The 26,842-nt window shown below is 71.8% G+C and carries 24 protein-coding genes; 18 read left to right on the top strand and 6 right to left on the bottom strand.

What is annotated here, in order from left to right; all coding sequences use genetic code 11:
- The first annotated feature begins 83 nt into the window (after window positions 1-83).
- The 4 genes from OG338_RS13520 to OG338_RS13505 all read left to right on the top strand — a co-directional run bounded on the left by OG338_RS13520 (window position 84) and on the right by OG338_RS13505 (window position 4,284).
- Window positions 84-959, top strand: a complete 876-nt coding sequence (locus tag OG338_RS13520) for an alpha/beta hydrolase family protein (RefSeq protein ID WP_405937576.1) — start codon at window positions 84-86, stop codon at window positions 957-959.
- Between the two features lie 93 nt (window positions 960-1,052).
- Complete coding sequence (locus OG338_RS13515) at window positions 1,053-2,336, top strand: sensor histidine kinase (RefSeq protein WP_405937575.1); 1,284 nt, start codon at window positions 1,053-1,055, stop codon at window positions 2,334-2,336.
- A complete protein-coding gene (locus OG338_RS13510; RefSeq protein ID WP_405937574.1) occupies window positions 2,333-3,013 on the top strand; it encodes a response regulator in 681 nt (226 codons plus the stop codon). The genes OG338_RS13515 and OG338_RS13510 overlap by 4 nt, the downstream gene beginning before the upstream one ends.
- 47 nt (window positions 3,014-3,060) lie before the next feature.
- On the top strand, window positions 3,061-4,284 hold the full coding sequence (locus OG338_RS13505) for a cytochrome P450 (protein ID WP_405937573.1): 1,224 nt from the start codon (window positions 3,061-3,063) through the stop codon (window positions 4,282-4,284).
- 43 nt (window positions 4,285-4,327) lie between these two features.
- Here OG338_RS13505 and OG338_RS13500 read toward each other — a convergent pair whose 3' ends face one another.
- Window positions 4,328-5,179, bottom strand: a complete 852-nt coding sequence (locus OG338_RS13500; RefSeq protein ID WP_405937572.1) for a diacylglycerol kinase — start codon at window positions 5,177-5,179, stop codon at window positions 4,328-4,330.
- Between the two features lie 186 nt (window positions 5,180-5,365).
- On the opposite strand from OG338_RS13500, the gene OG338_RS13495 reads away from it, so the two are divergent.
- From OG338_RS13495 to dnaN, 4 genes are all read left to right on the top strand, one after another.
- Complete coding sequence (locus OG338_RS13495) at window positions 5,366-6,649, top strand: adenylosuccinate synthase (protein WP_405937571.1); 1,284 nt, start codon at window positions 5,366-5,368, stop codon at window positions 6,647-6,649.
- Between the two features lie 193 nt (window positions 6,650-6,842).
- Window positions 6,843-7,733: a glycoside hydrolase family 19 protein gene (locus OG338_RS13490; protein ID WP_405940412.1), complete on the top strand. Its 891-nt coding sequence runs from the start codon at window positions 6,843-6,845 to the stop codon at window positions 7,731-7,733.
- 186 nt (window positions 7,734-7,919) lie between these two features.
- On the top strand, window positions 7,920-8,816 hold the full coding sequence (locus OG338_RS13485; protein WP_405937570.1) for a glycoside hydrolase family 19 protein: 897 nt from the start codon (window positions 7,920-7,922) through the stop codon (window positions 8,814-8,816).
- Window positions 8,817-8,965: 149 nt separating this feature from the next.
- Complete coding sequence (gene dnaN / locus OG338_RS13480; RefSeq protein WP_405937569.1) at window positions 8,966-10,108, top strand: DNA polymerase III subunit beta; 1,143 nt, start codon at window positions 8,966-8,968, stop codon at window positions 10,106-10,108.
- Window positions 10,109-10,119: 11 nt separating this feature from the next.
- Here the strand turns inward: dnaN and OG338_RS13475 are convergent, their stop codons facing one another.
- Window positions 10,120-12,219 (bottom strand): protein kinase domain-containing protein, encoded by a 2,100-nt coding sequence (locus OG338_RS13475; protein ID WP_405937568.1) that lies wholly within the window; start codon window positions 12,217-12,219, stop codon window positions 10,120-10,122.
- 142 nt (window positions 12,220-12,361) lie between these two features.
- Here OG338_RS13475 and OG338_RS13470 point away from each other — a divergent pair, with 142 nt between their 5' ends.
- Window positions 12,362-13,078 (top strand): GntR family transcriptional regulator, encoded by a 717-nt coding sequence (locus OG338_RS13470; RefSeq protein ID WP_405937567.1) that lies wholly within the window; start codon window positions 12,362-12,364, stop codon window positions 13,076-13,078.
- Between the two features lie 126 nt (window positions 13,079-13,204).
- Window positions 13,205-13,855, top strand: coding sequence for a hypothetical protein (locus OG338_RS13465; protein WP_405937566.1), 651 nt, complete (start codon window positions 13,205-13,207; stop codon window positions 13,853-13,855).
- Window positions 13,856-13,903: 48 nt separating this feature from the next.
- On the opposite strand, the gene OG338_RS13460 is transcribed toward OG338_RS13465, so the two are convergent.
- The gene (locus OG338_RS13460) at window positions 13,904-14,683 is read right to left on the bottom strand and encodes an SLATT domain-containing protein (protein WP_405940411.1); all 780 of its coding nucleotides are present in this window, start codon (window positions 14,681-14,683) and stop codon (window positions 13,904-13,906) included.
- A gap of 384 nt (window positions 14,684-15,067) precedes the next feature.
- On the opposite strand from OG338_RS13460, the gene OG338_RS13455 reads away from it, so the two are divergent.
- From OG338_RS13455 to OG338_RS13425, 7 genes are all read left to right on the top strand, one after another.
- Window positions 15,068-15,406: a YbaB/EbfC family nucleoid-associated protein gene (locus OG338_RS13455; RefSeq protein ID WP_405940410.1), complete on the top strand. Its 339-nt coding sequence runs from the start codon at window positions 15,068-15,070 to the stop codon at window positions 15,404-15,406.
- Between the two features lie 79 nt (window positions 15,407-15,485).
- The gene (recR, locus tag OG338_RS13450) at window positions 15,486-16,085 is read left to right on the top strand and encodes a recombination mediator RecR (RefSeq protein WP_018102117.1); all 600 of its coding nucleotides are present in this window, start codon (window positions 15,486-15,488) and stop codon (window positions 16,083-16,085) included.
- Window positions 16,086-16,178: 93 nt separating this feature from the next.
- Window positions 16,179-16,838, top strand: a complete 660-nt coding sequence (locus OG338_RS13445) for a DUF5063 domain-containing protein (protein ID WP_405937565.1) — start codon at window positions 16,179-16,181, stop codon at window positions 16,836-16,838.
- Window positions 16,839-17,047: 209 nt separating this feature from the next.
- The gene (locus tag OG338_RS13440) at window positions 17,048-18,319 is read left to right on the top strand and encodes an aspartate kinase (RefSeq protein ID WP_018102119.1); all 1,272 of its coding nucleotides are present in this window, start codon (window positions 17,048-17,050) and stop codon (window positions 18,317-18,319) included.
- Window positions 18,316-19,380 (top strand): aspartate-semialdehyde dehydrogenase, encoded by a 1,065-nt coding sequence (locus OG338_RS13435; protein ID WP_405937564.1) that lies wholly within the window; start codon window positions 18,316-18,318, stop codon window positions 19,378-19,380. The genes OG338_RS13440 and OG338_RS13435 overlap by 4 nt, the downstream gene beginning before the upstream one ends.
- Before the next feature lie 383 nt (window positions 19,381-19,763).
- Window positions 19,764-20,339: a SigE family RNA polymerase sigma factor gene (locus tag OG338_RS13430; protein WP_018102121.1), complete on the top strand. Its 576-nt coding sequence runs from the start codon at window positions 19,764-19,766 to the stop codon at window positions 20,337-20,339.
- A gap of 110 nt (window positions 20,340-20,449) precedes the next feature.
- Window positions 20,450-21,583, top strand: coding sequence for a hypothetical protein (locus OG338_RS13425; protein ID WP_405937563.1), 1,134 nt, complete (start codon window positions 20,450-20,452; stop codon window positions 21,581-21,583).
- Between the two features lie 57 nt (window positions 21,584-21,640).
- Here OG338_RS13425 and OG338_RS13420 read toward each other — a convergent pair whose 3' ends face one another.
- Complete coding sequence (locus tag OG338_RS13420; RefSeq protein WP_405937562.1) at window positions 21,641-22,519, bottom strand: SURF1 family protein; 879 nt, start codon at window positions 22,517-22,519, stop codon at window positions 21,641-21,643.
- A 61-nt stretch (window positions 22,520-22,580) separates the two neighbouring features.
- On the bottom strand, window positions 22,581-24,437 hold the full coding sequence (locus OG338_RS13415) for a S9 family peptidase (protein ID WP_405937561.1): 1,857 nt from the start codon (window positions 24,435-24,437) through the stop codon (window positions 22,581-22,583).
- A 70-nt stretch (window positions 24,438-24,507) separates the two neighbouring features.
- On the opposite strand from OG338_RS13415, the gene OG338_RS13410 reads away from it, so the two are divergent.
- Window positions 24,508-25,344 carry a class I SAM-dependent methyltransferase gene (locus OG338_RS13410; protein ID WP_405937560.1) on the top strand — a complete coding sequence of 279 codons (837 nt, stop codon included), beginning with the start codon at window positions 24,508-24,510 and terminating at the stop codon, window positions 25,342-25,344.
- 45 nt (window positions 25,345-25,389) lie between these two features.
- Here the strand turns inward: OG338_RS13410 and OG338_RS13405 are convergent, their stop codons facing one another.
- On the bottom strand, window positions 25,390-26,196 hold the full coding sequence (locus OG338_RS13405) for an SGNH/GDSL hydrolase family protein (protein ID WP_405937559.1): 807 nt from the start codon (window positions 26,194-26,196) through the stop codon (window positions 25,390-25,392).
- Window positions 26,197-26,842: the final 646 nt, after the last annotated feature.

Here is a 26,842-nt window from a genome sequence, read left to right as displayed (position 1 = left end):
GGTGGGCGGGGCTCTCCCCCGTACTGGTACCGTCCCCGCAGGTCAGGCCAGTTGGGCCGGACGACAGGGAGGGTGGGAGCAGGATGTCGGATTCCGCCGCGCGCGAGCGGGACGCCGCCGAGACCGAGTCGGCCTTCTCCCATCCGGCCGTCGCCCCCGACGCGTCCGCCGCCTACGGCGGCCACCCCGACCAGGTCATCGACTTCTACGCGCCGCGCGGGGGCCGCACCGGCGCGCCGGTCGTGGTCGTGCTGCACGGGGGCGCGTGGCGGGCCCCGTACGACCGGGCGCATGTGTCGCCGTTCGCGGACTTCCTGGCCCGGCACGGATTCGCCGTGGCCAGTGTGGAGTACCGGCGCGGCAGCGAGCTTCCGCAGCAGCGCGGGACCGGCCCGGTCGCGGGGCGCTGGCCGGAGACCTTCGACGACGTCGCCGCCGCGATGGACGCGCTGCCGGAGCTGCTGGCGCGGGAGCTGCCGGCGGCGGACGTCCGCCGGATCGTCGTCACGGGGCACTCGGCGGGCGGACAGCTGGCGCTGTGGGCCGCCGCCCGGCACGTACTGCCGGAGGGGTCGCCGTGGCGGCTCCCGAGGCCGCCCGCGCTGCGGGGCGTGGTGGCGCTGGCGCCGATCGCGGACTTCGGCTCGGCGGTCGCGCTCGACGTGTGCTCGGGGGCGGTCGGGCAGCTCCTTGGGGCCGCGGAGGACTTCGCCGAGCGGAACGCGTACGCCGATCCGTCCCGGCTGCTGCCCACGGGCATCGCGACCGCGGTCGTCCAGGGCACGACGGACCTCACGGTCCCGGCGGCCGTCGCCGAGGCGTTCGTGGACGCGGCGGCGAAGGAGGGCGAGACGGTGGGCCTGACCCTGCTGCCGGACGTCGGCCACTTCCCGCTGATCGACCCGGCCGCCGACGCGTGCGCGGTGGTCGCGGAGGAGATCGCCCAGCTCGCCTGGTAGCCGCGGCGGCGGGCGCGTAGTACTTGCGACGGACGGCCGGGAATCCGCAACACTGCTGACGACCCGGGCCGCCGCCCCGCCTACCGTGGAGACGTGACCGAGACCAGGACCAGAAGCCCGGAGCTACGGCTCGCCGCGCGAGCGAGGGACGACCTCAGGGAAGACCTCTTCGAGGACGCCTTCGCCTACCGGCCGATGCCCCCGATGCGCACGGACGGGCTTCTGACCGGGCGGCTGCCGCGGCGGCTCGCGGCGCAGGCCGCGTGGATGCCGCACGCGGTGGTGCTGGGCGTCGCGCTGATCATCTTCATCGAGGGGTTCGCCATCACCGGCAACGCCGGCGTCCTGCTGGCCGGGCTGCTGCCCGCCGCCTGTGTGGCGATGACGCTGGTCAGGCCGGTCGGGGCGTTCTGGATGTCGATGGTCCTGATGCCGGTGAGCGTGGTGGTGGGCGGCTACGAACCGTGGTCGGCGAGCGTCTTCGTCGCCCACCTGGTGGTGCTGTTCGTCGTCGCGGCCAGGACCCGGCCGCGCACCGCCGCCGGGATGTGGGTGCTCACGCTGCTGCTGGGCCTCGTCGTGGAGGGCGTCGTCACCGGCGGGGCCGGTGGGCCGGGCACCGCGGGCATGGCGGTGGTCTCGGCGTTCGCGCTGCTCCTGGTGAGCATGGCCCAGGTCCGGCGGGAGGCGCAGCGCGAGGTCACCGTGCAGCGCACCGTCACCGCCGTCGAGCGCGACCGGCGCACGCTGCTGGAGGAGCGCAGCACGATCGCCCGCGAACTCCACGACGTGGTCGCCCACCACATGTCCGTCGTCGCCATCCAGGCCGAGGCCGCTCCGTACCGGGTGGAGAACCCGCCGCCGGAGCTGGAGCAGGCGTTCGTCACGATCAGGGAGAACGCCGTGGCCGCGCTCACCGAGCTGCGCCGGGTGCTCGGTGTGGTCCGGGCCGACGACTACGAGGCACCGGACGCGCCGCAGCCCACCCTCGCCGACCTCGACCGGCTGCTCGCCAACGTCGGGGACGCGGGCCTGGTGACGGAGAAGGCGGTGACCGGGGCGGTCCGCGAGCTGCCCCAGGGCGTCGAGCTGTCGGCGTACCGGATCATCCAGGAGGCGCTCAGCAACAGCCTGCGGCACGCCCCGGGCGCCACCGCCAGGGTCGAGATCGGTTACGTCCTCGGCGGGCTCGGGCTGCGCGTGGTCAACGGACCGCCGACCGCTCCGGTGAAGCCGTCGCCGGGGGCCGGGCACGGGATCACCGGGATGCGGGAGCGGGTCGCGATGCTGAACGGCGAGATGACCGCCGAGCCCACCGAGGAGGGCGGTTACGAGGTCATGGCCTTCATCCCGGCCCAGCGGACGGAGCAGCTGTGACGACGCGGCCCGCCGCCCCGCCGATCCGGGTCCTGATCGTGGACGACCAGATGATGGTCCGCGAGGGCTTCTCGGTCCTGCTCAACGCCATGCCGGGCATCGAGGTCGTCGGCGAGGCGGTGAACGGCCGCGAGGCCGTCTCCCAGGTCGCCGCGCTCCGCCCCGACGTGGTGCTGATGGACATCCGCATGCCGGAGCTCAACGGCATCGAGGCGACCCGCGAGATCGTCGCCGCCGACGAGGACGCGAAGGTCCTGGTCCTCACCACCTTCGACCTGGACGAATACGTCTACCAGGCCCTGCGCGCCGGGGCCTCCGGCTTCCTCCTCAAGGACGCCTCGGCCCGCCGGCTGGCCGACGGGGTACGTGTGGTCGCCTCCGGTGAGGCGCTGCTGGCCCCCACCGTGACCCGGCGGCTGATCACCGAGTTCTCCAGGCTCGCCGCCGCTCCCCGCCCGCCGGCCCTGGCCCGGGTCGGCGACCTCACCGAGCGCGAGACCGAAGTGCTCGTCCTCATCGCCCAGGGTCTGTCGAACGCGGAGATCGCGGGCCACCTGGTCGTCGCCGAGTCGACCATCAAGACCCATGTGAGCCGCATCCTGGTCAAACTCGGCCTCCGTGACCGCACCCAGGCCGCCGTCTTCGCCTACGAGGCCCGCTTGGTCACGCCTTCCTGAGCACGGTGGGCCAAGCGTCTTCCCGCACGGTGGTCTAGCGTCGGCCCATGGAACAGCCCAGCACCTCCCCCGCCCCGTTCGACCCCTGGTCGGCGGCGTTCGTCGCCGACCCGTACCCCGCCTACACCGAGCTGCGGGCCACCGGCCGGGCGCACTGGTTCGAGGCCACCGGCCAGTGGCTCGTCCCGCACCACGCCGACGTGTCCGCCCTGCTGCGGGACCGGCGGCTGGGGCGCACCTACCTCCACCGGTTCACGCACGAGGAGTTCGGCCGGACGCCGCCGCCCCCGGAGCACGAGCCGTTCGAGACGCTGAACGGGCAGGGGCTGCTGGACCTCGAACCGCCGGACCACACCCGCATCCGGCGCCTGGTGTCCAAGGCGTTCACCCCGCGCACCGTCGAACAGCTCGTCCCCACCGTCCGGCGGCTGGCCGCCGGGCTCGTGGACGACTTCGTGGAGCAGGGCGGGGGCGACCTGCTGGCGGCCGTCGCCGAACCGCTGCCCGTCGCCGTGATCGCCGAGATGCTCGGCATCCCGGAGTCCGACCGGGCCCCGCTGCGGCCCTGGTCCGCGGCGATCTGCGGGATGTTCGAGCTCAACCCGTCCGAGGACACCGCCCGCGCCGCCGTCCGCGCCTCCCTGGAGTTCTCCGCGTACCTGCGCGAACTGATCGCCGAGCGGCGCGCGCACCCGGGCACCGACCTCGTCTCCGCCCTCGTCGCCGCCCACGACGAGGGCGAGCGGCTGACCGAGCAGGAGATGGTCTCCACCTGCGTCCTCCTCCTGAACGCCGGCCACGAGGCGACCGTCAACACCACGGTCAACGGCTGGTGGACGCTGCTGCGCCACCCCGAGCAGCTGGCCGCCCTCCGTGCCGACCACGGGCTGCTGCCCACGGCGCTGGAGGAACTGATGCGGTACGACACCCCTCTCCAGATGTTCGAGCGCTGGGTCCTGGACGACATCGAGATCGACGGCACGGTCATTCCGCGGGGCTCCGAGGTGGCCCTGCTCTTCGGCTCGGCCAACCGCGACCCGGCCCGCTTCACCGAACCGGACACCCTGGACCTCGCCCGGCGGGAGAACCCGCACATCACCTTCGGCGCCGGCATCCACTTCTGTCTGGGCGCCCCGCTCGCCCGCGTCGAGCTGGCCGCGTCCTTCGGCGAGCTGCTGCGCAAGGCGCCCGGGCTGCGGCTGACCGCCGAGCCCGAGTGGAACCCGGGCTATGTCATCAGGGGCCTGAAGGAGCTGCGGGTCGAGGTGTGAGGCCCGCGGGCGGACGGCCCTCCCGCGCGCCCTCCCGCGCCCGCTACCCCGCCGGGAGCATCAGCCCCCAGGCCCCCGCCCGTACCGTCCACGTCCGCGTCCGCACCGGCCCCGCGACCTGTATGTCCGCCCGGTAGCGGAAGTCCGCCCCCGAGACCGTGACCGCCTTCGCCTCCGTGGTGACCGGGGCGGTGTCCGGCGCGTCGATCGTCACGGCGGCCAGGCCGTCGTCGCCGCAGCCCGACGTCACCGTCACGGACGCGACCGGGCGGTCGAGGTCGTTCAGCACGACGCCGTCGGCCTCCACGCGCAACCGGTGCGTCGGCGGCACGGCGGCCGGTTCCTCGGGCGCGGGGCGCACCAGGGTGCGGACCAGGGAGCGGCAGGCGTCCCAGACGGAGGACCCGCCCGGCCGGTCGGCCCCCGTGCCGGGGGCTCCGTTCAGCGCGGGGATGCGCAGCGCGCCCAGGACCACGCCGTCGCTGTCGTCCACGAGCAGGTCGAGGCGGCGCACCGCCCCGTCCAGCGCCGTGCGCGCCGCCGCCACGGCACCGTTCGGCACGCCGAGCGAGTGGGCGAGTTCCAGCGCGCCCGACGCGCCGACGGGGACGAGCGACAGCGCGCTCATGGCGGGCTCCCGCTCCCGGTGCAGCAGCGACACGGCACGCCGCAGCGCCCGGTCGTCGCCGATCACCACCGGCCGCCGGCCGCCCCGGCGGGACAGCGCCCGGGCGAATTCCCCGGGGCTGTCCGGGAGGCAGATCTTGGCGTGCGAGCCCGCGCTCAGCACGTCCTTCGCGATGCGGACGGACTCGCCGTCCGTCCGGCGGGCGACCGGATCGATCACCACCAGCAGGTGGGGCGCACCGTTACCGGGGGGCTGGGCAGCCGACACCTCGGTCCTTCCTCGGGTAGCATCTTGGTGCAAGAGCCCCTTGCGCTATTGCGCCAGGGGTTTCGTCTATTCCGGGGCACCCGGTTCGACGGTTCGGACGGTGCCGTACAACGACGTACGGCATGTACGGCGTTTTCGTACGCCCCCTGACCTTGGACATGCCCCGCCCGGAAGGGGTGTACGCCTGTGCCCGCACTTGTGCTGCTCGGTGCTCAGTGGGGTGACGAGGGCAAGGGAAAGGCCACCGACCTCCTCGGTGGATCCGTGGACTATGTGGTGCGCTACCAGGGCGGCAACAACGCCGGCCACACGGTGGTCGTCGGTGACCAGAAGTACGCACTGCATCTCCTCCCCTCCGGCATCCTGTCACCGGGATGTACCCCGGTCATCGGTAATGGTGTCGTCGTCGACCCGGCGGTCCTGCTCTCCGAGCTGAGTGGGCTGAACGACCGCGGCGTGGACACGTCGAAGCTGCTGATCAGCGGCAACGCTCATTTGATCACCCCGTACAACGTCACCGTCGACAAGGTGACGGAACGGTTCCTCGGGAAGCGCAAGATCGGCACCACCGGTCGCGGCATCGGCCCGACGTACGCCGACAAGATCAACCGGGTCGGCATCCGCGTCCAGGACCTCTACGACGAGTCGATCCTGGAGCAGAAGGTCGAGGCGGCCCTGGAGCAGAAGAACCAGCTTCTGGCCAAGGTCTTCAACCGGCGTGCCATCGAGGCCGGCAAGGTCGTCGAGGACATGCTCCAGTACGCGGAGCAGCTCAAGCCCTACGTGGCCGACACGACGCTCGTCCTGAACAACGCCATCGACGCGGGCAAGGTCGTCCTGTTCGAGGGCGGCCAGGGCACCCTGCTCGACGTCGACCACGGCACGTACCCGTTCGTGACCTCCTCGAACCCCACCGCGGGCGGCGCCTGCACCGGTGCCGGGGTCGGTCCGACCAAGATCAGCCGGGTCATCGGCATCCTCAAGGCGTACACGACCCGTGTCGGCGCCGGCCCGTTCCCGACGGAGCTGCTCGACGAGGACGGCGAGGCGCTGCGGCGGATCGGCGGCGAGCGCGGTGTCACCACCGGCCGTGACCGCCGGTGCGGCTGGTTCGACGCGGTCATCGCGCGGTACGCGACCCGGGTCAACGGCCTCACCGACTTCTTCCTCACCAAGCTGGACGTGCTGACCGGCTGGGAGCAGATCCCGGTGTGCGTCGCGTACGAGATCGACGGCAAGCGCGTCGAGGAGCTTCCGTACAGCCAGACCGACTTCCACCACGCGAAGCCGGTCTACGAGATGCTTCCGGGCTGGTCCGAGGACATCACCAAGGCGAAGACGTTCGCCGACCTGCCGAAGAACGCGCAGGCGTACGTGAAGGCGCTGGAGGAGATGTCCGGCGCCCCGATCTCCGCGATCGGCGTCGGCCCCGGCCGCACCGAGACCATCGAGATCAACTCGTTCCTGTAGTCGATACGGGGGCACAGGGGGGCCGGGGCGGCGGATGAGCCCCGGCCCTCCGGCATGTGCGCGCCTACCGGACTGTCTGGTCTAGACCTTGACAGGTCCAGACCAGCGACGGTTGGGTGCAGGGATGCCCGCACGGCCCGCCCGCGAGGTATGCGGCGCACCGTGCCCGTCCTCGTAGAAGGAGTGAGCAGCGCTGAACCGCATCAAGAGCATCCTGACCGTACTGAGCGCGGTCGTCGCCACGGCGGCCTTCCTGCCCGGCGCCGCCAGCGCCGCACCGGCCGCCTCGGACACCACGGGCTCCGCGTCGTGCGCACCCCTGTGGAACTCCTCGACCGCCTACACGGCCGGCGGCACGGTCTCGCACCACGGCCGCAACTGGACGGCGAAGTGGTGGACGCAGAACGAGAACCCGGGCGCCACCACCGTCTGGGCGGACGAGGGCGCCTGTACGGGCGGGGTCTCCGACTTCGTCATCAGCGAGGCGGAGTTCGACGCGATCTTTCCCGAGCGCGACTCCTTCTACACCTACCAGGGCCTGATCGACGCACTGCACGCGTATCCCCGCTTCGCCAACACCGGAACCGAGCGGACCAGGGCCCGGGAGGCCGCGGCGTTCCTGACGCACGCCGACTTCGAGTCGGTCGGCCTTCGGTACGTGAAGGAGATCAACGAGGCCAACTACTGGATCAAGTGCGACTACAGCCAGCCGTTCGGCTGCCCGGCCGGCCAGTCCGCCTACTACGGGCGCGGCCCGATCATGTTCAGCTGGAACTTCAACTACAAGGCGGCCGGTGACGCGCTCGGCCTCGATCTGCTCAACGACCCGTGGCTGGTGGAGCGCGATCCGTCCGTTGCCTGGCAGACCGCGCTCTGGTACTGGAACACCCAGAACGGTCCCGGAACCATGACCTCCCACGACGCCATGGTCGGCGGGGCCGGCTTCGGCGAGACCATCCGCTCGCTCAACGGCTCGCTGGAGTGCAACGGCGGAAACCCCGAGTCGGTGCGGGCCAGGGCGGCCAAGTACGAGCACATCACCGAGGTCATCGGCGTCGACCCGGGCTCGCGCCTTACCTGCTGACGCTGCTTCGAACCCCGGGGCCCGTGCGATCTCCGCGTCGTGCGAGGGTCCCGGGGTCCTCGTGGCGGAAGGGTTCCGGCTTTTGGTCTAGACCTTGACAGGTCCAGACCAACCGCGCTTGAGTGGCGGCAACCCCCACGGCGGTGCGCCGCGACGATCGGTGCGCCGCGACGAAGGAGTGTGCAGATGTTCCGTCGCGTCATGGGCCTGCTAGCCGCGCTGGGCGCGGTCGTCGCAGGGCTCGTCGTACTCCCCGCCACCACCGCGTCGGCCGCCGACTGCGCGGCCGCCTGGAACGCCTCGTCCGTCTACACCGGCGGCGGCTCCGCCTCGTACAACGGGCACAACTGGACCGCCAAGTGGTGGACCCAGAACGAGACGCCGGGCAGCTCGGACGTCTGGGCCGACCAGGGCGCCTGCGGAAGCGGAGGCGGCACGGACCCGGGTGACCCGGGCTCGTCCTCCGACTTCGTGGTCAGCGAGGCGCAGTTCAACCAGATGTTCCCGGGCCGCAGTTCCTTCTACACGTACAGCGGTCTGGTCGCCGCGCTCGATGCCTACCCGGGCTTCGCCAACACCGGCAGCGACACCGTCAAGAAGCAGGAGGCCGCGGCCTTCCTCGCCAACGTCAGCCACGAGACCGGCGGACTGGTGTACATCGTCGAGCAGAACACCGCCAACTACCCGCACTACTGCGACAGCAGCCAGCCCTACGGCTGCCCGGCGGGCCAGGCCGCGTACTACGGGCGCGGTCCGATCCAGCTCAGCTGGAACTTCAACTACAAGGCCGCGGGCGACGCGCTCGGCATCGACCTGCTGGGCAACCCCTACCTGGTCGAGCAGGACGCCGCCGTGGCCTGGAAGACCGGCCTCTGGTACTGGAACACCCAGAACGGCCCCGGCTCCATGACGGCCCACAACGCCATGGTGAACGGCGCCGGCTTCGGCGAGACGATCCGCTCCATCAACGGCTCGATCGAGTGCAACGGCGGCAACCCCGCCCAGGTCCAGAGCCGCATCGACAGGTACCAGGCGTTCGTGCAGATCCTCGGCACCACGCCCGGTTCCAACTTGAGCTGCTGACCAGGGCTTTCGCCCGGCAGATTCACTCGTGTGGGGGACGCCCCCGGCCTCGTGGCCGGAGGCGTCCCCCACCTCGTTGTCAGTGGTGGCCTCTAACGTCGCAAGCGTCGGGACCGCAGGCGGTCGACGCACGAGGAGAGGACATCACGATGGAGTTCCGGATCGAACGGGGCGAGCTGACGGACGCCGTCTCCTGGGCCGCCCGTGTACTGCCCACCAGGTCGCCCGTGCCCGTCCTGGGCGGGCTGCTGCTGGAGGCGGCGGACGGCAGACTGAGCATCTCCGGCCTGGACTACGAGGCGTCCGCCCGCATCGAGACCGCCGCGCGGACCGAACGGCCCGGGAAGGTCCTGGTCATGGGCCGCCGTCTGCTGGACGTGTGCAAGGTGCTGCCCGAAGGACCGGTGGAATGCGCGGTCGAGGGCTCACGGTTCACGGTGAAGGGCGGCGGCGCCGGATTCGGCCTGTCCGTCCTGCCGATGGACGACTATCCCGCGCTGCCGCCGCTGCCGGAGATACTCGGCGAGGTGGACGGGCAGGAGTTCGCGGCGGCCGTCGCCGACGTGTCGGTGGCCGCCGGCCGGGACGACACCCTCCCCGCACTCACCGGAATCCGCCTGGCGCTCGACGGCGAGCGGATGACCCTCGCGGCCACCGACCGCTACCGCTTCGCCGTCCGTACGCTCGACTGGCGGCCCGCCGGCCAGGGCGGCACGGCCGACTTCGTCGTCTCGGCCCGCCGGCTCAGCGAGATCGCCCGCTCGGTCGGCAGCCGCCCCGGTACGGTCCGCCTCGCCCTGGACGGCGGTTCGGCGGGCTTCGAACGGGAAGGCATGCGCACCACGGTCCGGCTGCTCGACGGCCGGCTCCCGCGCCACGACAAGCTGTTCGTGCTGAGCGGGCCGGTCAAGGCGGTGACCGAGCGCGAACCGCTGGTCGAGGCGGTGAAGCGGGTCGCGGTCGTGGCGGACGGCGACAGCCCGCTCCAGTTCGCGTTCACCGGCGACTCCGTCCTGCTCCAGGCCGGATACGAGGACGACGTGGCCTCCCAGCGCCTGCCCGCCGGGCTCCTGGGCGCCGAGGAGATCACCGTGGGGTTCAACCCCTCCTATCTGATGGACGCGCTGGCCACGTTCGACACCCCGGTCGTCCGGTTCCAGCTCATGGGCCAGGGCCAGCGCGCCATGATCACCGGGCACCGGGACCACGCGGAGGCGGCGGCAGCGGCGGACGGGGCTGGGGACACGGTCCACCAGCACCTGCTCATGTCGCTCCGGCCGCTGGTCCAGTGAAGCCCGGCGGGTCAGCCGGACTTCGTGTACGTGAGCTTCTCGCCGCTCGACGTGTTCTCCCGGCTCAGACTGCCGTCCGGGAGCAGGGTGAGCGTGGTCGGAGACCCCGGCGAGCAGGAGGCCGCCGGTTCGCCCTCCGTCACGGTGGAGGGGCCGATGCTGACGGATTCCCCGACGGCGGCCTCGGCGGTCAGGGCCGCCTCGAAGACACAGCGGTAGGTGCCGCCGGTGGCCAGGGGGCCCTCTGCGGTCAGGGTGAGGACCGTGTCGCCCACCTCGCCCTGACGGATGACGAGTTCACGGGTGGAGTGGCCGGTGGCATTGTCGATACTGCCCGACCAGGAGCCCAGGTAACCGTCGGGGATGCCGCCCTTGTCACCGTTGACCCCGTCGTCGGGCGAGGGATCGGGGGAGACGTCGGGGGTGGGGGAGTCGTCGATGGCCTGCGAAGGGGAGGGACCGGCCGAGCGGGTGGGCTTGCCCGTGGGCGTCCCGTCCTTGTCGCTCATGAGGGCGTAGACGGACCCGCCCGCGCCTATGGCGACCAGTACGGCGACGAGGATCAGCGCGATGGTCGAGCCGCTGTTCCTGCGGGCCGGTTCCGGAGCGGGGGCCGGATGCTGGGTGCCCGAGGGGTATCCGGGGCCGTACGGGGGAGTGGCGCCCTGCCCGGGCTGCTGCGGGTAGCCGTACGGGTAGCCGTGGTCCGGGCTCGGCTGCTGGGGCTGCCCGTATGCCTGGCCCTGGCCGGGCTGCTGTGGATAGCCGTAGCCCTGGGCGGGGTTGGGCTGCTGGGGGTGGCCGTAGCCCTGCGCCTGCTGTGGCTGGGCGGCCTGATGCGGGTGGCCGTAGCCGGGCGGCTGGGTGGCCGGGGGCGGCCCGCTCGGCGGCGTGGCGGCGGCACCGGCCGCGCCGGCGGGGCCCGCGGCCGCGGTGGGGAGCGCGTGGACGGGGCCGGGCCCGGGCTGCCCGGGGGACGGGAGCGGGGCGGGCGGAGCGGCGGGGGCGTCGAGGACCGCGGTCTCCGGCTCGGCGGGCGGCTCGGCGCCCGGGCCGGACGGGGCGCCGGGGGGAGCGTCGGAGGGGGCGCCCGCGGCGTTGGACGGGGCGCCGCTCACCGCGTCGGCGGGGCTGCCCGGCTTGGTGAGCGCGACCGCGCCCGGCACCGCGTCCTCGGGGTCCTCCGAGTCGAGCAGTTCCACGGCATGGCGGCCGAGCTGCGCGAGAAGCGCACCGGGGAGCCAGGGCTCCGGGCTGTTGTCGTCGTCGGCCAGGAGCGCCAGGATGTCGTCGGTGGACGGCCGGGCCTGCGGGTCCTTGTGGAGGCAGCCGCGGATCAGGTCGTCGAGCCCCGGCGTCACCCCGGTCAGGTCCGGGTCCTCCTGTGCGATGCGGAACAGCAGGGCGTGCATCTCGTTGGCCGCGGCGCCGAAGGGGAGCCGGCCGGTCAGGGCGTACGTCAGCACCGACCCCAGGCAGAACACGTCGCTGGCAGCGCTCACCCGCTCGCCCCGCACCTGCTCCGGAGACATGAAACCGGGCGTGCCGACCAGAGCGCCGGTGCGGGTGAGACCGCCGTCGGTGATGGTGTCCAGAGCCCTGGCTATCCCGAAGTCGATGACGCGCGGGCCGTCGATCGTGAGCAGGATGTTGGAGGGCTTCAGGTCCCGGTGGATCAGGCCGGCCGTGTGGATGGCCTTCAGGGCGTGCGCCAGGCCGGAGCCGAGAATGCGGACGGACCGCTCCGGCAGGGGGCCGTAGGCGCCGGGAGCCCGGCCGGACGCGGTGCCCGGCCTGCCCGAGACGGTGGCGTGCAGAGAGGGGCCGGCCACATATCCGGTGGCGACCCATGGGACGTCCGCCTCGGTGTCGGCGTCCAGGACGGGCGCGGTCCACGTGGAACCCACCCGCCGGGCGGCCCGCACCTCCTGGCGGAACCGGTCGCGGAATTCCTGCTGCGCGGCCAGCTCCTCGCGTACCAGCTTCAGCGCGACCGTACGGCCGCGGTCGGACCGGGCCAAATAGACCTGCCCCATCCCGCCCACGCCGAGGCGCCCCAGCAGCCGGTAGGCGCCGATGCGCTGTGGATCGGTGGACCCGAGCTTCTCCATGGTGTGCGGCCTCCCCCGTACGACAACACGCCGGACGGGGACGAGAATAGCGGCGTGGGTCGTCCGACCGGGCCCCTCCGGGGCTCAGGACCGGTGCGGCCCCGGTCTAAGGTGACCCGGAACCGAATGGGGAAGGGGCGCCATGTGCCCGAGCGGAGCCGTCACCCGCAGCACCCTGCGACAGCAGATCGCGGACGCGCTGCGTGACGAGGTGCTCGCCGGGCGTCTACTGCCGGGGCGCGAGTTCACCGTCAAGCAGATCGCCGAGCAGTACGGGGTGTCCGCGACGCCCGTCCGCGAGGCGCTGTTCGACCTGTCCGCGCAGGGCCTGCTCGAATCCGACCAGCACCGCGGATTCCGGGTCCACCAGTTCACGGTCGCGGACTACCGGGCGATGGTGGAGGCCCGCGCCCTGGTCATGGACGGCGTCATCCGGGACGTCTTCCAGGAGCCCGTTCCGGACCGGCGGGCCGACTACCGGGACGCGCTCGTCTCCGTACGCCGCCGGGCCGAAGAGGCCGCCCGCGCGGCGCGCGGCGGCGACCTGGACATCCTCATCGGCTACGACCTGCGCTTCTGGCGCGAGCTCGGCGGGCTCATCGGCAACGGCTACATCAGCGACTTCCTGCACCGACTGCGCGTCCAGGCATGGGTGTTCGCCGTGCCGTATCTGCGGGGCGACGCCGATGTGCGGGACTGGCTGTGGAACGGCCACGCCGAACTGGTCGCCGCCATCACGCACCGGGACCGCGAGGCCCTGCGTGCGGTGATAGACGGATACAACGGCCATGCGCTGAGCTGGGCCGACCGCCTGGCCGGACTGGGGCCGTCCGCGGCGGAGACCGAGGGGCGCGCCTGAATCCCCCGGGCCACCGGCGCCGCCCCTCCGCGCCCCGGGCCGGTCGTGAGCGACCACTGTGCGCGCGCTGCCGGTCGCATTACGCTGTCCCGACCACCGCACGCCCCCGTTGGAGAGCGAGACTTCGTGGCCTGTGACCTGTGGCTGGTCCCCCTCGTCGATGTGCTGTGCCACAGCCCCGACAACCCCTTCGCCGAAGAGATCGCCCGCTACGACAAGGCCCTGGGCGAGGCGGGACTGCCGCCCGTCCCCGTCTACGCCTACATGCCGGGACTGACCGGAGACGTCGCCCCGGTCGCGGGCTTTGACTACGACGCCCTGCACTTCCTCCGCCGCGCCTATCTGCTCCAGCTCAGCGGCCTCGCCGTCACCCCGGTCGGTGAGCTGGGCGGGGACTACGAGCAGTTGCTGGAGATGTTCGAGTCCACGGCCCGGCAGTCGCACCTGGTGTGGCACTTCGACCACGCGGGGGCGTACGTCCCCCTCGACTTCGCCGCGCCCGTCTCCACCGACGACCTGCTGGCAGCGGGCGGACCGCTCGGTTCCGCGCACGGGCTGTTGCGGGAGCTGGAGTTCGTCGCCCCGGCCATCGGAATCGACCCGGCGAACCCGCCGGCCGCCCCCCTGCCGCCCGAAGCCCCCACCGAGCTGGAGGAACCGGCGACCTCCGTCCCGTACGACGACAACCCCTTCGCCCGGGAGCGCCACGTCTGGCTCGGCCTGCACGCCGCGGCCACCCGCAGCCTCGCCCAGGGATCGATGATCGTCTTCAGCTGACCCGGCCGCGGCGTCCTGCCCCGGAGCCCCGCACCGGCCGGCGAACGGTCAGCGCGGGGACTCCGGCGGACGCTGCCGGGGCATGTTCGGCCGGCCCATCGACTGGAGCGGGAAGCGTCCGGGCGCCGCCCCCGGCTCCGGGCGCCCGTTCCCGGAGCCGCCGGAGACCAGCGCCTGCATGCCCAGGGGCGCGGGACCGGCCCGGAACTCCACCATCCAGTCGGCGGTCTCCGACCGTACGAGCTCCGTGATGTCCTCGGAGAAGCGCCGCAGCACGCCCAGGCACCGCTCGGTCGCCTCGCTCGCCGTGCCCTCGGCCGGGCCGAGCACCTCCCGTACACATTCCGAAGCCCAGTCGAACCGGAGCACCTGAAGCCGGCGCTGCACGGCCTGCGCGGTCGCGAGGTTCCTTATCCAGCCCGAGGTCAGGCCGAAGTAGCGGTCGCACGCCATGCACGCGGCGCCGAGCAGCAGCGACAGATAGCCCCAGCCGGCCGCGCCGTGCAGCGCGCCCGTCAGATCGAGCAGCGGCAGGGCGGCGCCCGCGACCGCCCCGGCGGCGGTGCCCATCCGCAGCGCCCTGGCGCCGCGCCGCTTCCACAGCCGGTCGTTCAGATACCAGTCGGCGGTGCGCAGCGCGTCCGCCTCCAGCCACCGGTAGAGCTCGTCCAGCCGCTGGGACGGCTCTCCCCAGTCGCCCAGTGGGAACGGCTCCCCGGTCAGGTCACGGGCCCGCCCCGAACGGTCCTCGGAGTCCGTGCCGGAGGGAGCGGCCGCACCCGCCTGGCCGGACGTGCCGGACTTGCGGGGCGGCACTTCGGGCTGCATCTCCGGCTGACTCACCGGGGTACTCCTCTGCATGCTGCATAGCGACGCGTGCTCTCGGCCGCGTACTCGACGACGGGGCGGATCTCTGCTCTGCTCCCGGTCCCTTTGACGCGACGGGCAGTCCCCCATGCGTAACCATGCGTGACGAGGGGTAGGCGCGTGCGTGCCGGGACGCATGCCCTTCCTACCGCCGAATGGTGGGCCGTGGGGTCGAAATCGCGGTATTCCCGGGTGTGCACGGCCTCTGGTCAGGTATAGGAGTCCCGGCACCGCTCCCTCGATCTCACTCGAAAGAGTTGCTCCTCGGCGGGTAGGGCGTGCCGCCCGGGGACAACGTAGGCTCGGCGTACCGAAACATTTGTCGTCGAAATGCCTGGAGTGACCGTGATTCCCGGTGGTGGTCAGCCCAATATGCAGCAGCTGCTGCAACAGGCCCAGAAGATGCAGCAGGAGCTCGCCCAGGCCCAGGAAGAGCTGGCCAGGACCGAGGTCGACGGTCAGGCGGGCGGCGGCCTGGTCAAGGCGACGGTCAACGGCTCGGGCGAGCTGCGCTCGCTGGTGATCGACCCGAAGGCGGTGGACCCGGAGGACACCGAGACCCTGGCGGACCTCGTCGTCGCGGCGGTCCAGGCGGCCAACGAGAACGCCCAGCAGCTCCAGCAGCAGAAGCTGGGCCCGCTGGCCCAGGGCCTGGGCGGCGGCATGCCCGGCCTGCCGTTCTGACCGGCCGCATACCCAAGACCGTACGTACCCCCTACGGTACGTACCACGACTCAGCCGACTCCGTCAGGAAGGCGTTCCGTTGTACGAAGGCGTGGTTCAGGACCTCATCGACGAACTGGGCAGGCTTCCCGGCGTCGGTCCCAAGAGCGCGCAGCGGATCGCCTTCCACGTGTTGCAGGCGGAGCCCACGGACGTGCGGCGCCTGGCCCACGCCCTCCTGGAGGTCAAGGACAAGGTCCGCTTCTGCGCGGTCTGCGGCAATGTGGCGCAGGAGGAGGAGTGCGGGATCTGCCGCGACCAGCGGCGCGACCGGTCGGTCATCTGTGTGGTCGAGGAGCCCAAGGACGTCGTCGCGATCGAGCGGACCCGTGAGTTCCGGGGGCGCTACCACGTGCTGGGCGGGGCCATCAGCCCCATCGAGGGCGTCGGCCCGGACGACCTGCGCATCCGCGAGCTCCTGGCCCGCCTCGCCGACGGCTCCATCACCGAGCTGATCCTGGCGACCGACCCCAATCTGGAGGGCGAGGCCACCGCGACGTACCTGGCGCGGATGGTCAAGCCGATGGGCCTGCGCGTCACCCGGCTCGCCAGCGGCCTGCCGGTGGGCGGCGACCTGGAGTACGCGGACGAGGTCACGCTCGGCCGCGCCTTCGAGGGGAGGCGGCTGCTCGATGTCTGACGGTCGCGTTCTGCGCATCTCACGGCGGCTTTACGGTCAGCGCGGTTATCTTCTACCCAACGTCTCCGACCGTTCACACGGGAGGTCTCCTCGATGTCCGACGCCACGTTGAACACCGTCACGCAGGACCCCGGCGACTTCGCGGTCCAGATCGCCGACCAGATCAAGACGTTCATCGTCGCGGTCACCGAGGTGTCCAAGGCCGAGGAGCCGGAAGAGGCCGTTCCGGTCCTGCTTCTCCAGGTCTCCCAGCTCCTGCTGGCCGGTGGCCGGCTCGGCGCGTACGAGGACATCGTCCCCGACGAGCGCTACGAGCCCGACCTGGGCGCCGAACCGGACGCGGACGGCCTGCGCGAGCGCTTCGCGGCCCTCCTGGAGCCGATCGACGTCTACTCCGAGGTCTTCGACCCGTACGAGCCCCGCAAGGCCCCGGTCGCGGCCCGCATCTCCGACGACCTGGCCGACCTCGTCACCGACCTGCGCCACGGCCTGGCCCACTACGAGGAGGAGCGCACCACGGAGGCTCTGTGGTGGTGGCAGTTCTCCTACTTCTCCAACTGGGGCTCCACCGCCTCCGCCACCCTCCGTGCCCTCCAGTCCCTGATCGCCCACATCCGCCTCAACCAGCCCCTCCAGGAGCTGGACGGCCTGGACACCGACCAGAACGCCGGCGACGACAACCTCGCCGAGGAGGCGGGCCGCGTCATGTTCGAGGAGATCGCGGGCCCGCTGGGGCTGCGCCCGGCGAAGTAGGGCCACCTGTGCCCCGGTCCGTGTGGGCTGGGCCACAAAGGGGCATGCGTACGAGTTCGGTGGGCAGCAGGGCGGTACGAGCGGTTCGGGGCGACACGCCGATGATCACGTGGTGAGCGGGACATCTCACCATGTGGTATCAGCGGGGCGTTTCCGGACTGCTCGTTAAACTGAGCCGACCGCAGTAATGGACTGAGCGAGGAGCGCACGTGGGCCTTGTCGTGCAGAAGTACGGAGGCTCCTCCGTAGCCGATGCCGAGGGCATCAAGCGCGTCGCCAAGCGAATCGTCGATGCCAAGAAGAACGGCAACCAGGTGGTTGTCGTGGTGTCCGCGATGGGCGACACGACGGACGAGTTGATCGATCTCGCCGAGCAGGTATCCCCGATACCGGCCGGGCGTGAGTTCGACATGCTGCTGACCGCGGGAGAGCGGATCTCCATGGCGCTGCTGGCCATGGCGATCAAAAACCTGGGCCACGAGGCCCAGTCGTTCACCGGCAGCCAGGCCGGCGTCATCACCGACTCGGTCCACAACAAAGCGCGCATCATCGATGTGACGCCGGGCCGTATCCGTACGGCGCTGGACGAGGGGAACATCGCGATCGTCGCGGGGTTCCAGGGTGTGTCCCAGGACAAGAAGGACATCACCACCCTCGGCCGCGGCGGGTCCGACACCACCGCCGTCGCGCTCGCGGCCGCGCTGGACGCCGAGGTCTGCGAGATCTACACCGACGTGGACGGCGTGTTCACCGCCGACCCGCGGGTCGTCAAGAAGGCCCGTAAGATCGACTGGATCTCCTTCGAGGACATGCTGGAGCTGGCCGCGTCCGGCTCCAAGGTGCTGCTGCACCGCTGCGTCGAGTACGCACGCCGATACAACATCCCGATCCACGTCCGCTCGTCCTTCTCCGGACTGCGCGGCACCTGGGTCAGCAACGAGCCGCAAGGGGACCAGAAGGTGGAGCACGCGATCATCTCCGGAGTCGCCCATGACGTCTCCGAGGCCAAGATCACCGTCGTCGGCGTGCCCGACAAGCCGGGCGAGGCCGCCGCGATCTTCCGTACGATCGCGAACGCCGAGGTCAACATCGACATGGTGGTGCAGAACGTCTCCGCCGCGTCGACCGGTCTGACGGACATCTCCTTCACGCTCCCGAAGGCCGAGGGCCGCAAGGCCATCGACGCCCTGGAGCGCAACCGCGGCGTCATCGGCTTCGACTCGCTGCGCTACGACGACCAGATCGCCAAGATCTCCCTGGTCGGCGCGGGCATGAAGACGAACCCCGGGGTCACCGCGGGCTTCTTCGAGGCGCTGTCCGACGCCGGCGTCAACATCGAGCTGATCTCGACATCCGAGATCCGCATCTCGGTGGTCACCCGCGCCGACGACGTCAACGAGGCCGTGCGCGCCGTGCACACCGCCTTCGGTCTCGACAGCGACTCCGACGAGGCCGTCGTGTACGGGGGCACCGGCCGATGACCGCACGCCGCCCTTCGCTCGCGGTCGTCGGTGCGACCGGGGCGATCGGTGGCGTCATGCTCCAGATCCTCTCGCAGCACGCGGATGTCTGGGGCGAGGTCAGACTCGTCGCCTCGCCGCGCTCGGCCGGCCGCAAGCTGGTCGTACGCGGTGAGGAGTGCGAGGTCCTCGAACTCACCGAGGACGTCTTCGAGACCATCGACGTGGCCCTGTTCCTGGTGCCCGCCGAGGTCTCCGCGCGCTGGGCCCCGCTCGCCGCGTCCAAGGGCGCGGTCGTCATCGACGACTCGGCCGCCTTCCGGACCGACGACGACGTCCCGCTCGTCGTGCCCGAGATCAATCCGCACGCCGTACGGATGAGGCCGCGCGGCATCGTCGCGAACCCGAACTGCACCACGCTGGCGCTGATCGTCGCCATCGGGGCCCTGCACGCCGAATTCGGTCTGCGGGAGCTGGTCGTCTCCTCGTACCAGGCCGTCAGCGGCGCCGGCCGCGACGGCGTCGCCGCACTGCGCGAACAGCTGTCGATGGTGGCCGGCACCGAACTCGGTACGAAACCGGGCGACGTGCGCCGCGTCGTGGGCGACACGCACGGCGGCCCGTTCGCCGCCCCGGTCGCGCTCAACGTCGTCCCGTGGGCCGGGACCGACGCCGGCGGCGGCTGGTCGTCGGAGGAGCTGGCCATCCGCGAGGAGTGCCGCAAGATCCTCGGCCTGCCGAGCCTGCGGGTGTCGGCGACCTGTGTGTACGTACCCGTCATCGCCACACACTCGATGTCCGTGCACGCCCGCTTCGAGAACGAGGTCGAGGTCGAGCGGGCCCACGAGATCCTGGCGACCGCTCCCGGAGTGGTCCTGTACGACAGCCCGGGCGCCGGCGACTTCCCCACCCCGTCCGACGTGGTCGGCACCGACCCCACCTGGGTCGGCCGGGTCCGGCGCTCGCTGGACGACCCGCAGGCGCTGGAGCTCTTCGTCTGCGGCGACAACCTCCGCAAGGGCGCCGCGCTCAACGTGGCGCAGATCGCCGAGTCGGTGGCCGCCGAATTTCCCCGGTCCTGAGCGGCCGTGATCATGAGGTCCGGATCGAACCCCTTTCGCACTTTCTGTGAACGATCTGTGAGCAACTCGCTGGTCTGAACCTCTTGAGCTGGGCAGTCGCCGTGACAGACGATGACCTTTCGGTTTGTTGCAACCGCGGGTCGGGCGCCGGGCGTCTAAGCGGTCACTTCTTGCGCGGCGGAGCGCATGTGCGGGGAATCTGGAGAAGAGCGGGTACGTATGAAGGCATATCGCAGGGCCTCAAACGCTGTGCCGTATGCGTACAACCCTGACGGGGGGAAGCGTGTCCAACTGGCGTGGCAGAGGTTCTCGATATCACAGTGGTGGGCCCCTTGCGCGGCGCTTCGGTGCGACCGCTCCGACGGGCCCGTGCAGCCGGTGGCATGCCGGTGATCGCGCCCATGCCCGCCGCGCGTCAGACGGGGCTGCCGGCGCAGCGCGAGGGTGCTGAAGAGAGCGTGGCAGCCGGAACCACCGTCGACCATCTCACCGAAACCTACCGCGCCCACTACCGTTCGCTGCTCGGCCTCGCGGCCCTGCTGCTGGACGACACGGCGTCCTGCGAGGACGTCGTGCAGGAGGCGTTCATCCGCGTGCACTCCGCGCGCAACCGGGTCCGCGAGCCCGAGAAGACCCTCGCGTATCTGCGCCAGACCGTCGTCAACCTCTCCCGCTCCGCGCTGCGCCGCCGCATCCTCGGGCTGAAGCTGCTCTCGAAGCCGATGCCGGACATGGCGAGCGCGGAGGAGGGGGCGTACGACCAGCTGGAGCGGGACGCGCTGATCAAGGCGATGCGCGGCCTCCAGAGGCGCCAGCGCGAGGTGCTGGTTCTGCGCTACTTCGCGGACATGACCGAGGCTCAGGTCGCCGAGACGCTCGGGATATCCCTGGGCTCGGTGAAGGCGTACGGGTCACGCGGTATCGCGGCCCTGCGCGTGGTGATGGAGGCGCAGGTATGAGCCGGCGTGCTGACCACGACCCTGAACAGGACCCGCGGCCGGGGGGCCGTAACGGATACCGGCGCGGTTCCTCGCGCGGTTTCCCGCTGGACCGGACTGGGAACGGAACTGTGAACCACGGGCCGGAGAACGCTCCGCACGCGGGCCGCGACCGCGACACGCTGGGCTTCGCGGCCCCGGCCGGCCTGTCTGGCGGCGGCGTGTCCTTCGGCGAGGGTGGCGACGACGGTGCCGAGGACGCACTGCGCCGCATGATGCACGGTGTCGTGCAGGGCCTGGAGCCGAGCGAGGGCAGCCTCGACCGGCTTCAGCGCGCGGTGCCCGCCCGGCGGGCCCGCCGGCGGCAGGCCCTGGTCGGCGCGGCGGCGGCGGCACTGCTCATCGGCACCGCGATCCCCGCGTTCGTGCACGTCGCCAACTCCGAAGGCTCCAGCACGGCCAGCCCCGCCATCGCCGGCCACGGTGAGCAGGCGCAGGGCGGCAGCGGCGACGACTCCGGCGCTGACTCCGGCAACGGCGGCGGCGAGAGCGGCGGCGGCCACCCGAACGGAGGCCAGGGGCTTCCGCAGGAACCCACGAGTCCGTCCGACAGCAGCGGCCGGAGCCAGGAGGGCGATCCGGCCGGCGCGTCCGCCGATCCGTCCAGAAGCGCGGTGGACGCCATGCGTCCGTGCGATCCGGGACAGCTCGGCGTGGAGTCGGCCAAGACCGGCGCGGCGGGTGCCGACGGCACGGTGTACGGGGCCTTCCGCATCGCCAACGTGTCCGGTGAGAACTGCGTGGTGCGGAGCGGCGGCATCGTGGGCTTCGAGGCGATGGGCGCGGCCGACCCGACCCGGATCGAGGTCGTCCGGCACACCGAGGGCGATCCCGCGTCCGGTCTGCCCGACCCCGTCACCGAGGAGACCGTCGTCGTGCTGAAGCCGGACGCGGTCTACGAGGTGCAGTTCGCCTGGGTACCCGAGGACACCTGTCCGTCCACCGGTGCTTCGCCCTCCCCGACACCGACCGAGGGTGCGGCGGGTACCGGCAGCGGCAGTCCGGCCGGATCTGGCTCGGCCGGCACCACCGGAGAGAGCGAGACCGGTACGGAGCCCCAGTTCGGCACCGACGGCGCCCCCGCCAAGGGCAGCATCTCCGTGCAGCACACCCCCGAGCCGGGGGCTCCGGTCGCCGCCGCGAAGATCGACAACGCCTGCGCGGGAACGATCTACCGGACGGGCGCCCTGGAACCGGCGTCGTAGGAGCGGGCTGGAACGGGCTCCTAGGAGCGGAGCGGCCCGCACCGCCGGGCCACCCGCTCACGCCCCCGGGCGCACCTCCGCCCCGGGAACCGACGGGGTGGCGGTCTCCGCCTCGGGGACCAGGCCGAGCCGTATGTCCCGGGCGGCCTCGGCCTCGCGCCGGAGCAGCCGGAACCACATGAAGACCACGAACCCGGCGAAGACGAACCACTCGCCCGTGTAGCCGAGGTTCTGGAAAGCCTTGAGATCGAGCCCGCCGCCCTCCGGCGCGGCGGCCGGCACCGGTCGCAGCGGTGCCGCCCCGGTCCCGGCGGCACCGCTCGCGGTGTCCGCCGAGGCGCTCGCGGCCTTCTCGGAGCCGCCCGCACCGCTCGCCGGGAGCGTCACCCAGGCGTCGTACACCTTGTACGGCACCAGGTTGACGAGCGACGCCGCGCTGATCATGCCGACCTGGCCGTCCGGCAGCCCGCCCGTCGCGCCGACCCCCGCGGTGCCCGCGTTCTCCGAAGCCTGGAGATCGCCGGTCACCGTGACCCGGCCGGCCGGCGCGGACGGCACCCGGGTCTGTCCTGGCTCCCCGGGCAGCCAGCCGCGTACCACCGGCAGGGCCTTGCCGCTGTCGGTCCGCAGCATGTCCAGGACGTAGAAGCCCTTCCGGTCGTCCAGCTCACGGCCGGGCACCAGAAAGCGGTCCGCGTACCGCCCGGTCGCGGTGGCGGGCCGGCCGGAGGTCTCCGTGTCGACGGGCAGCAGCTCGTCGAGCGGCCTGGCGGCCCGGGTGCCCGGCGCGGGCTGCTTCTCGGCGGCCTCGTGCGTGTGCACGCGGTCCTCGAAGCGGCCGAGCTGCCAGGTGCCCATGAACACGCAGAACGGGATCGCCAGCACGACGAAGAGGTTGATCCCCCACCATCGCGGGGTCAGCAGGAACCGGTACACCCCTCCACGGTACGGTCCCCGCTCCGGCCGCCCGGAGCGGGGGCACCCGGAAAGCGGCCCTTTATCCGACCGGGTCCCCGGGCCCCGCCGGTGATACCCCGGACAGGTGCCGGCGGGCGAAGCCGAGCTCCAGCCGGACCTGCTTGATCCGCTCCTCCACGACGAGCGAGCCGTGCCCCGCGTCGTACCGGTAGACCTCGTGCACGGCGTCCCGGTCCTTCAGCCGGTCCACGTAGTTCTCCACCTGGCGGATCGGGCAGCGCGGGTCGTTGACCCCGGCGGAGATGTAGACCGGGGCGCGCACGGCGTCGACGTACGTCAGGGGCGACGACGCCTCGAACCGGTCGGGCACTTCCTCCGGCGTCCCGCCCAGCAGCGTGCGGTCCATCGCCTTCAGGGCCTCCATCTCGTCGTGATACGCCGTGACGTAGTCCGCGACGGGGACCGCGGCCAGCCCGAGGGCCCAGTCGCCGGGCTGCGTACCGAGGCCGAGCAGCGTGAGATAGCCGCCCCAGGAGCCGCCGGCCAGGACGAGCTTCGCCGGGTCCGCGAGGCCGGACTTCACCGCCCACTCCCGTACCGCCGCGATGTCCTCCAGCTCGATCAGCCCGACCCGGTGCTTGAGCGCGTCCGTCCAGGCCCGTCCGTAACCGGTCGAGCCGCGGTAGTTGACCCGGACGACCGCGTAGCCGTGGTCGACCCAGGCCGCGGGGCCGGCCGCGAAGGCGTCGCTGTCGTGCCAGGTGGGGCCGCCGTGGATCTCGAAGACCGTCGGGAACGGCCCCTCGGCGGGGGCCGCCGGACGCTGGACGAGCGCGTGGATCCGGCCGCCGGGCCCGTCCACCCACACGTCCTCGACGGGCACCGAGGCCGGGGCCTTGGCGCCCGGCGGGTCGAGCACCACCGCGCCGGTCGTGGAGCGGACTACGGGCGGCTCGGCCGCCGACGACCACAGGTATTCGACCGTCCCGTCCGGGCGGGCCGTGGCGCCGGAGACCGTGCCGGTCGGCGTCTCCACCCGGACCAGCCTGCCGTCGGACGCGGCGGGCTCGTACCTCCAGAGCTCGCTGCGGGCCTCGAAGCCGTGCTCGATGAGCAGCGCGGAGCCGTCCGGATACCACTCGGCACCCACATCGCCCGGCAGGTCGACGGCCAGATCCGTCTCCGTGCCCGCCACCGGGTCCCAGATCATCGGCTCCCAGCGTCCGCGCCTCTGGTGCCCGACCAGCAGCCGGGTGTCCCCGGCGACCGGCGCGAAGCCGAGGACCGCGAGGCCCAGCTCCTTCGTACCCCCCTCGGTGTCGTCCAGCTCCGCGACCGTGGTCCCGTCCGGCCGGACCACGCGCAGCGCGGAGTGCATCGCGTCCCCGTGCTCGGTGTGCTCCAGCGCGATCAGCGTCCCGTCGTGGCTCAGGTCGCCGACCCCGGCCGACTCGCGGTGCCGGTATATCTCCACGGGGGCCGCGCCGGGCCGTACGACATGGACCGTCGTGCCGTCCTCGTCCGTCGAACGGCCGATCACCGCCGTTCCGTCCCGGCCGATCGCGAGCCCGGCCGGATAGGACGGCCCGAGACCGGGGGCGGCCGGCACGGACCCGGTGTCCGCCCCGCCGTGGAACGGCCGGCGCATCCACACCCCGAATTCGTCCCCGTCGGTGTCGTCGAACCACCACACGGCCTCGCCGTCCGGGGTCAGCACGCCGTCCGTCGTCCCGTTCGGCCGGTCGGTCACCTGGCGCTGCTCACCGGTCGCCCGGTCCCACGCGTACAGCTCATAGGTCCCCGTCGCGTTGGAGACGAACAACGCGCGGTCGGGCGCGTCCTCGGCCCAGTCGGGCAGCGAAACGCGGGGAGCGCGGAAGCGCTGCTCCCACGGCGGGACGGATGCGGTCGTCGGCGAACCAGTGGCCTCAGTCATGACCCCATTCTGCGCAGAACCCCCGACAATCCGTTCGCCTCGTCCGCAGCCTGTGGATAACCTCGCGCACATGTCCACCGCTCCGATACCGCCCGACTGGCGCGAGGCCAACCGCAGGATGTGGGATGAACGTGTGCCCATCCACGCAGGCAGTGACTTCTACGACCTGGGCTCCTTCCGTGCGGGGAAGGACGTCCTGCGGCCCTTCGAGCTGGCCGAGGTCGGTGATGTGACCGGCCGGTCGCTGCTGCACCTCCAGTGCCACATCGGACTCGACACGCTCTCCTGGGCGCGGCACGGCGCGGCGCAGGTGGTCGGCCTCGACTTCTCCGAACCGGCCGTCGAGACCGCCCGTGGCCTCGCCGAGGACCTGGGGCTCGGCCCCGACCGCGCGGCCTTCGTCGCCGCCGACGTGTACGACGCGGCCCAGGCCGTACCGGACTCCTCGTACGACATCGTCTACACGGGCGTCGGCGCGCTGAACTGGCTGCCCGACATCGACCGCTGGGCCGAGACGGCCGCGTCGCTGGTGAAGCCCGGTGGCTTTCTCTATCTCGCGGAGTTCCATCCGCTCACGGACTGCCTGGACGACGAGACGGGTTCGCGGATCGTGCACGACTACTTCAGCCGCGAGGCATGGGTGGACGAGACGCCGGGTACGTACGCGGACTTCGATGCCCCGACCGTCCACAACCGGAGCGTCGAGTGGCAGCACCCGGTGGGCAGTGTGGTGTCGGCGCTGGCCGCCGCCGGGCTGCGGATCGAATTCCTCCACGAGCACGACGTCTCGCTCTTCGCACGTTTCCCGGTCCTGAAACGCGGAAGGGACGACTTCTTCCGCTTTCCGCCGGACCGCCCGCGCTTCCCGCTGATGTACTCCCTCAAGGCGACCCGCCCGGCCGCCTGAAGGTGAAGCGGCGCCCCGGTTCCCCACCGGGGCGCCGCTTCCGTGCTACGCCGCCGAGCGGAACGCCGGCAGGTAACCACCGGACTGCCCCTCGGGCTTGGGGTGGTACGAGTTGTAGACGGGGATCGAGACGCTGTGCAGCCACGGGTCTCCGGAGCACAGCTCATGCCCGGTGAACTCGTCGGCGACCCCGGAGAAGGTGTACCCGGCGTTCGCCGCCTGCTTGGCGATGACACCGTTCAGCACGTCGGACGCGTGGTTGATGGCCGTACGCGCCTTGTCGGACAGGCCGACGACGCAGCTTCCGCCGATCTTGTAGAAGCGCGGGTAGCCCAGCACCACGACATGGGCCTGCGGGGCCCTGGAGTGGATGGAGGCGTACAGCGAACTCAGCCCCGACGGCAGGGTGTTGTTCATCTTCCCGACGGCCGTGTTCACGGCCGAGATACAGGCGGACTCGCCGGACAGCACGCAGTCCTGCATGACATCGGCGAACCCGACGTCATTGCCGCCCGCGGTGACGCTCACCAGCGAGGTGGACGAGCTGAGTGCCCCGAGCTGGCCACTGGCCACGGTGCTCGTGGTGGCGCCCGAACAGGCCACGAAGGCGAACGAGGACGGCGAGTTCGCCGCCGCCCAGAGGTACGGATACGCCTTGGTGCTGCGCCGGCAGTCACCGCTGTCGGACAGATAGCTTCCCGCGCCGACACCGGACGAGTACGAATCGCCCAGGGCGACGTACCCGCCGGCGGCGGCCGAGGAGGACGCCGAAGCCGGCTGGGCGATCCCCAGAGCGGCAGCGGCGGCGAGGAGCAGAGTGGATGCGGACGCCCAGAATCTCCGTACTGACATAGCTGTCAGCCCTCCGAAGTGTGGGGGGTTGAGTGAGCGGTCCCTGTTGTAGCAGCTCCCGGTACCAGTCGGTAATAGCTCTGCGGGAACCCGCCTGAATTGCCCGAATGATCGGTCGGCACTCGTAGCTCCGCGCGTAGACAAACCCCCAACGCCCCCTGAAATAAAGGTTCGAGCCCGATTACTCCGATGCTTCGCAAGGTGTGGGTGCGGGGCGAGTCGGCCGCGTCACCGCTTCCGCGGTGTTCATCAGATCGAGGGAAGCCGGTTTCGTGCCCTAGCCTGAACCTCGACTCTTGATTACTCTCGGTGATGTTCGTTGAGTGCTGACCAGGCAGGCAGTGGCGTGAAGGCGTGCCCCGCGATCCTTTCGGCGCACGGCAGCCGGGCCGCAGCCCGGGAACCGCAGCCCGTGACCGGGGCCTTGCGCGCCCGGTCCGCCGCCGACACCGTGTTCCTGAAACGCCAGGACCCCTACGGCTCCCAGCCGTTCACCCGGGTCTTCGCCGGGCACTCGGCCGGTGCCCACCTGCCCCGGCCATCCTTTCCGCCCATATCGACACGGGCTTCAGGACCGGAACCTGCGTGCTCCCGCCGGCATTCAGGGAGGCCGCGGACGCACTCAAGGCCATCCAGGCTGCGTGCA

This window comes from Streptomyces sp. NBC_00726 (assembly GCF_045161735.1).
In the GTDB taxonomy this organism is placed as follows: Bacteria; Actinomycetota; Actinomycetes; order Streptomycetales; family Streptomycetaceae; genus Streptomyces.
This window is presented reverse-complemented; position numbering and strand designations above follow the sequence as displayed.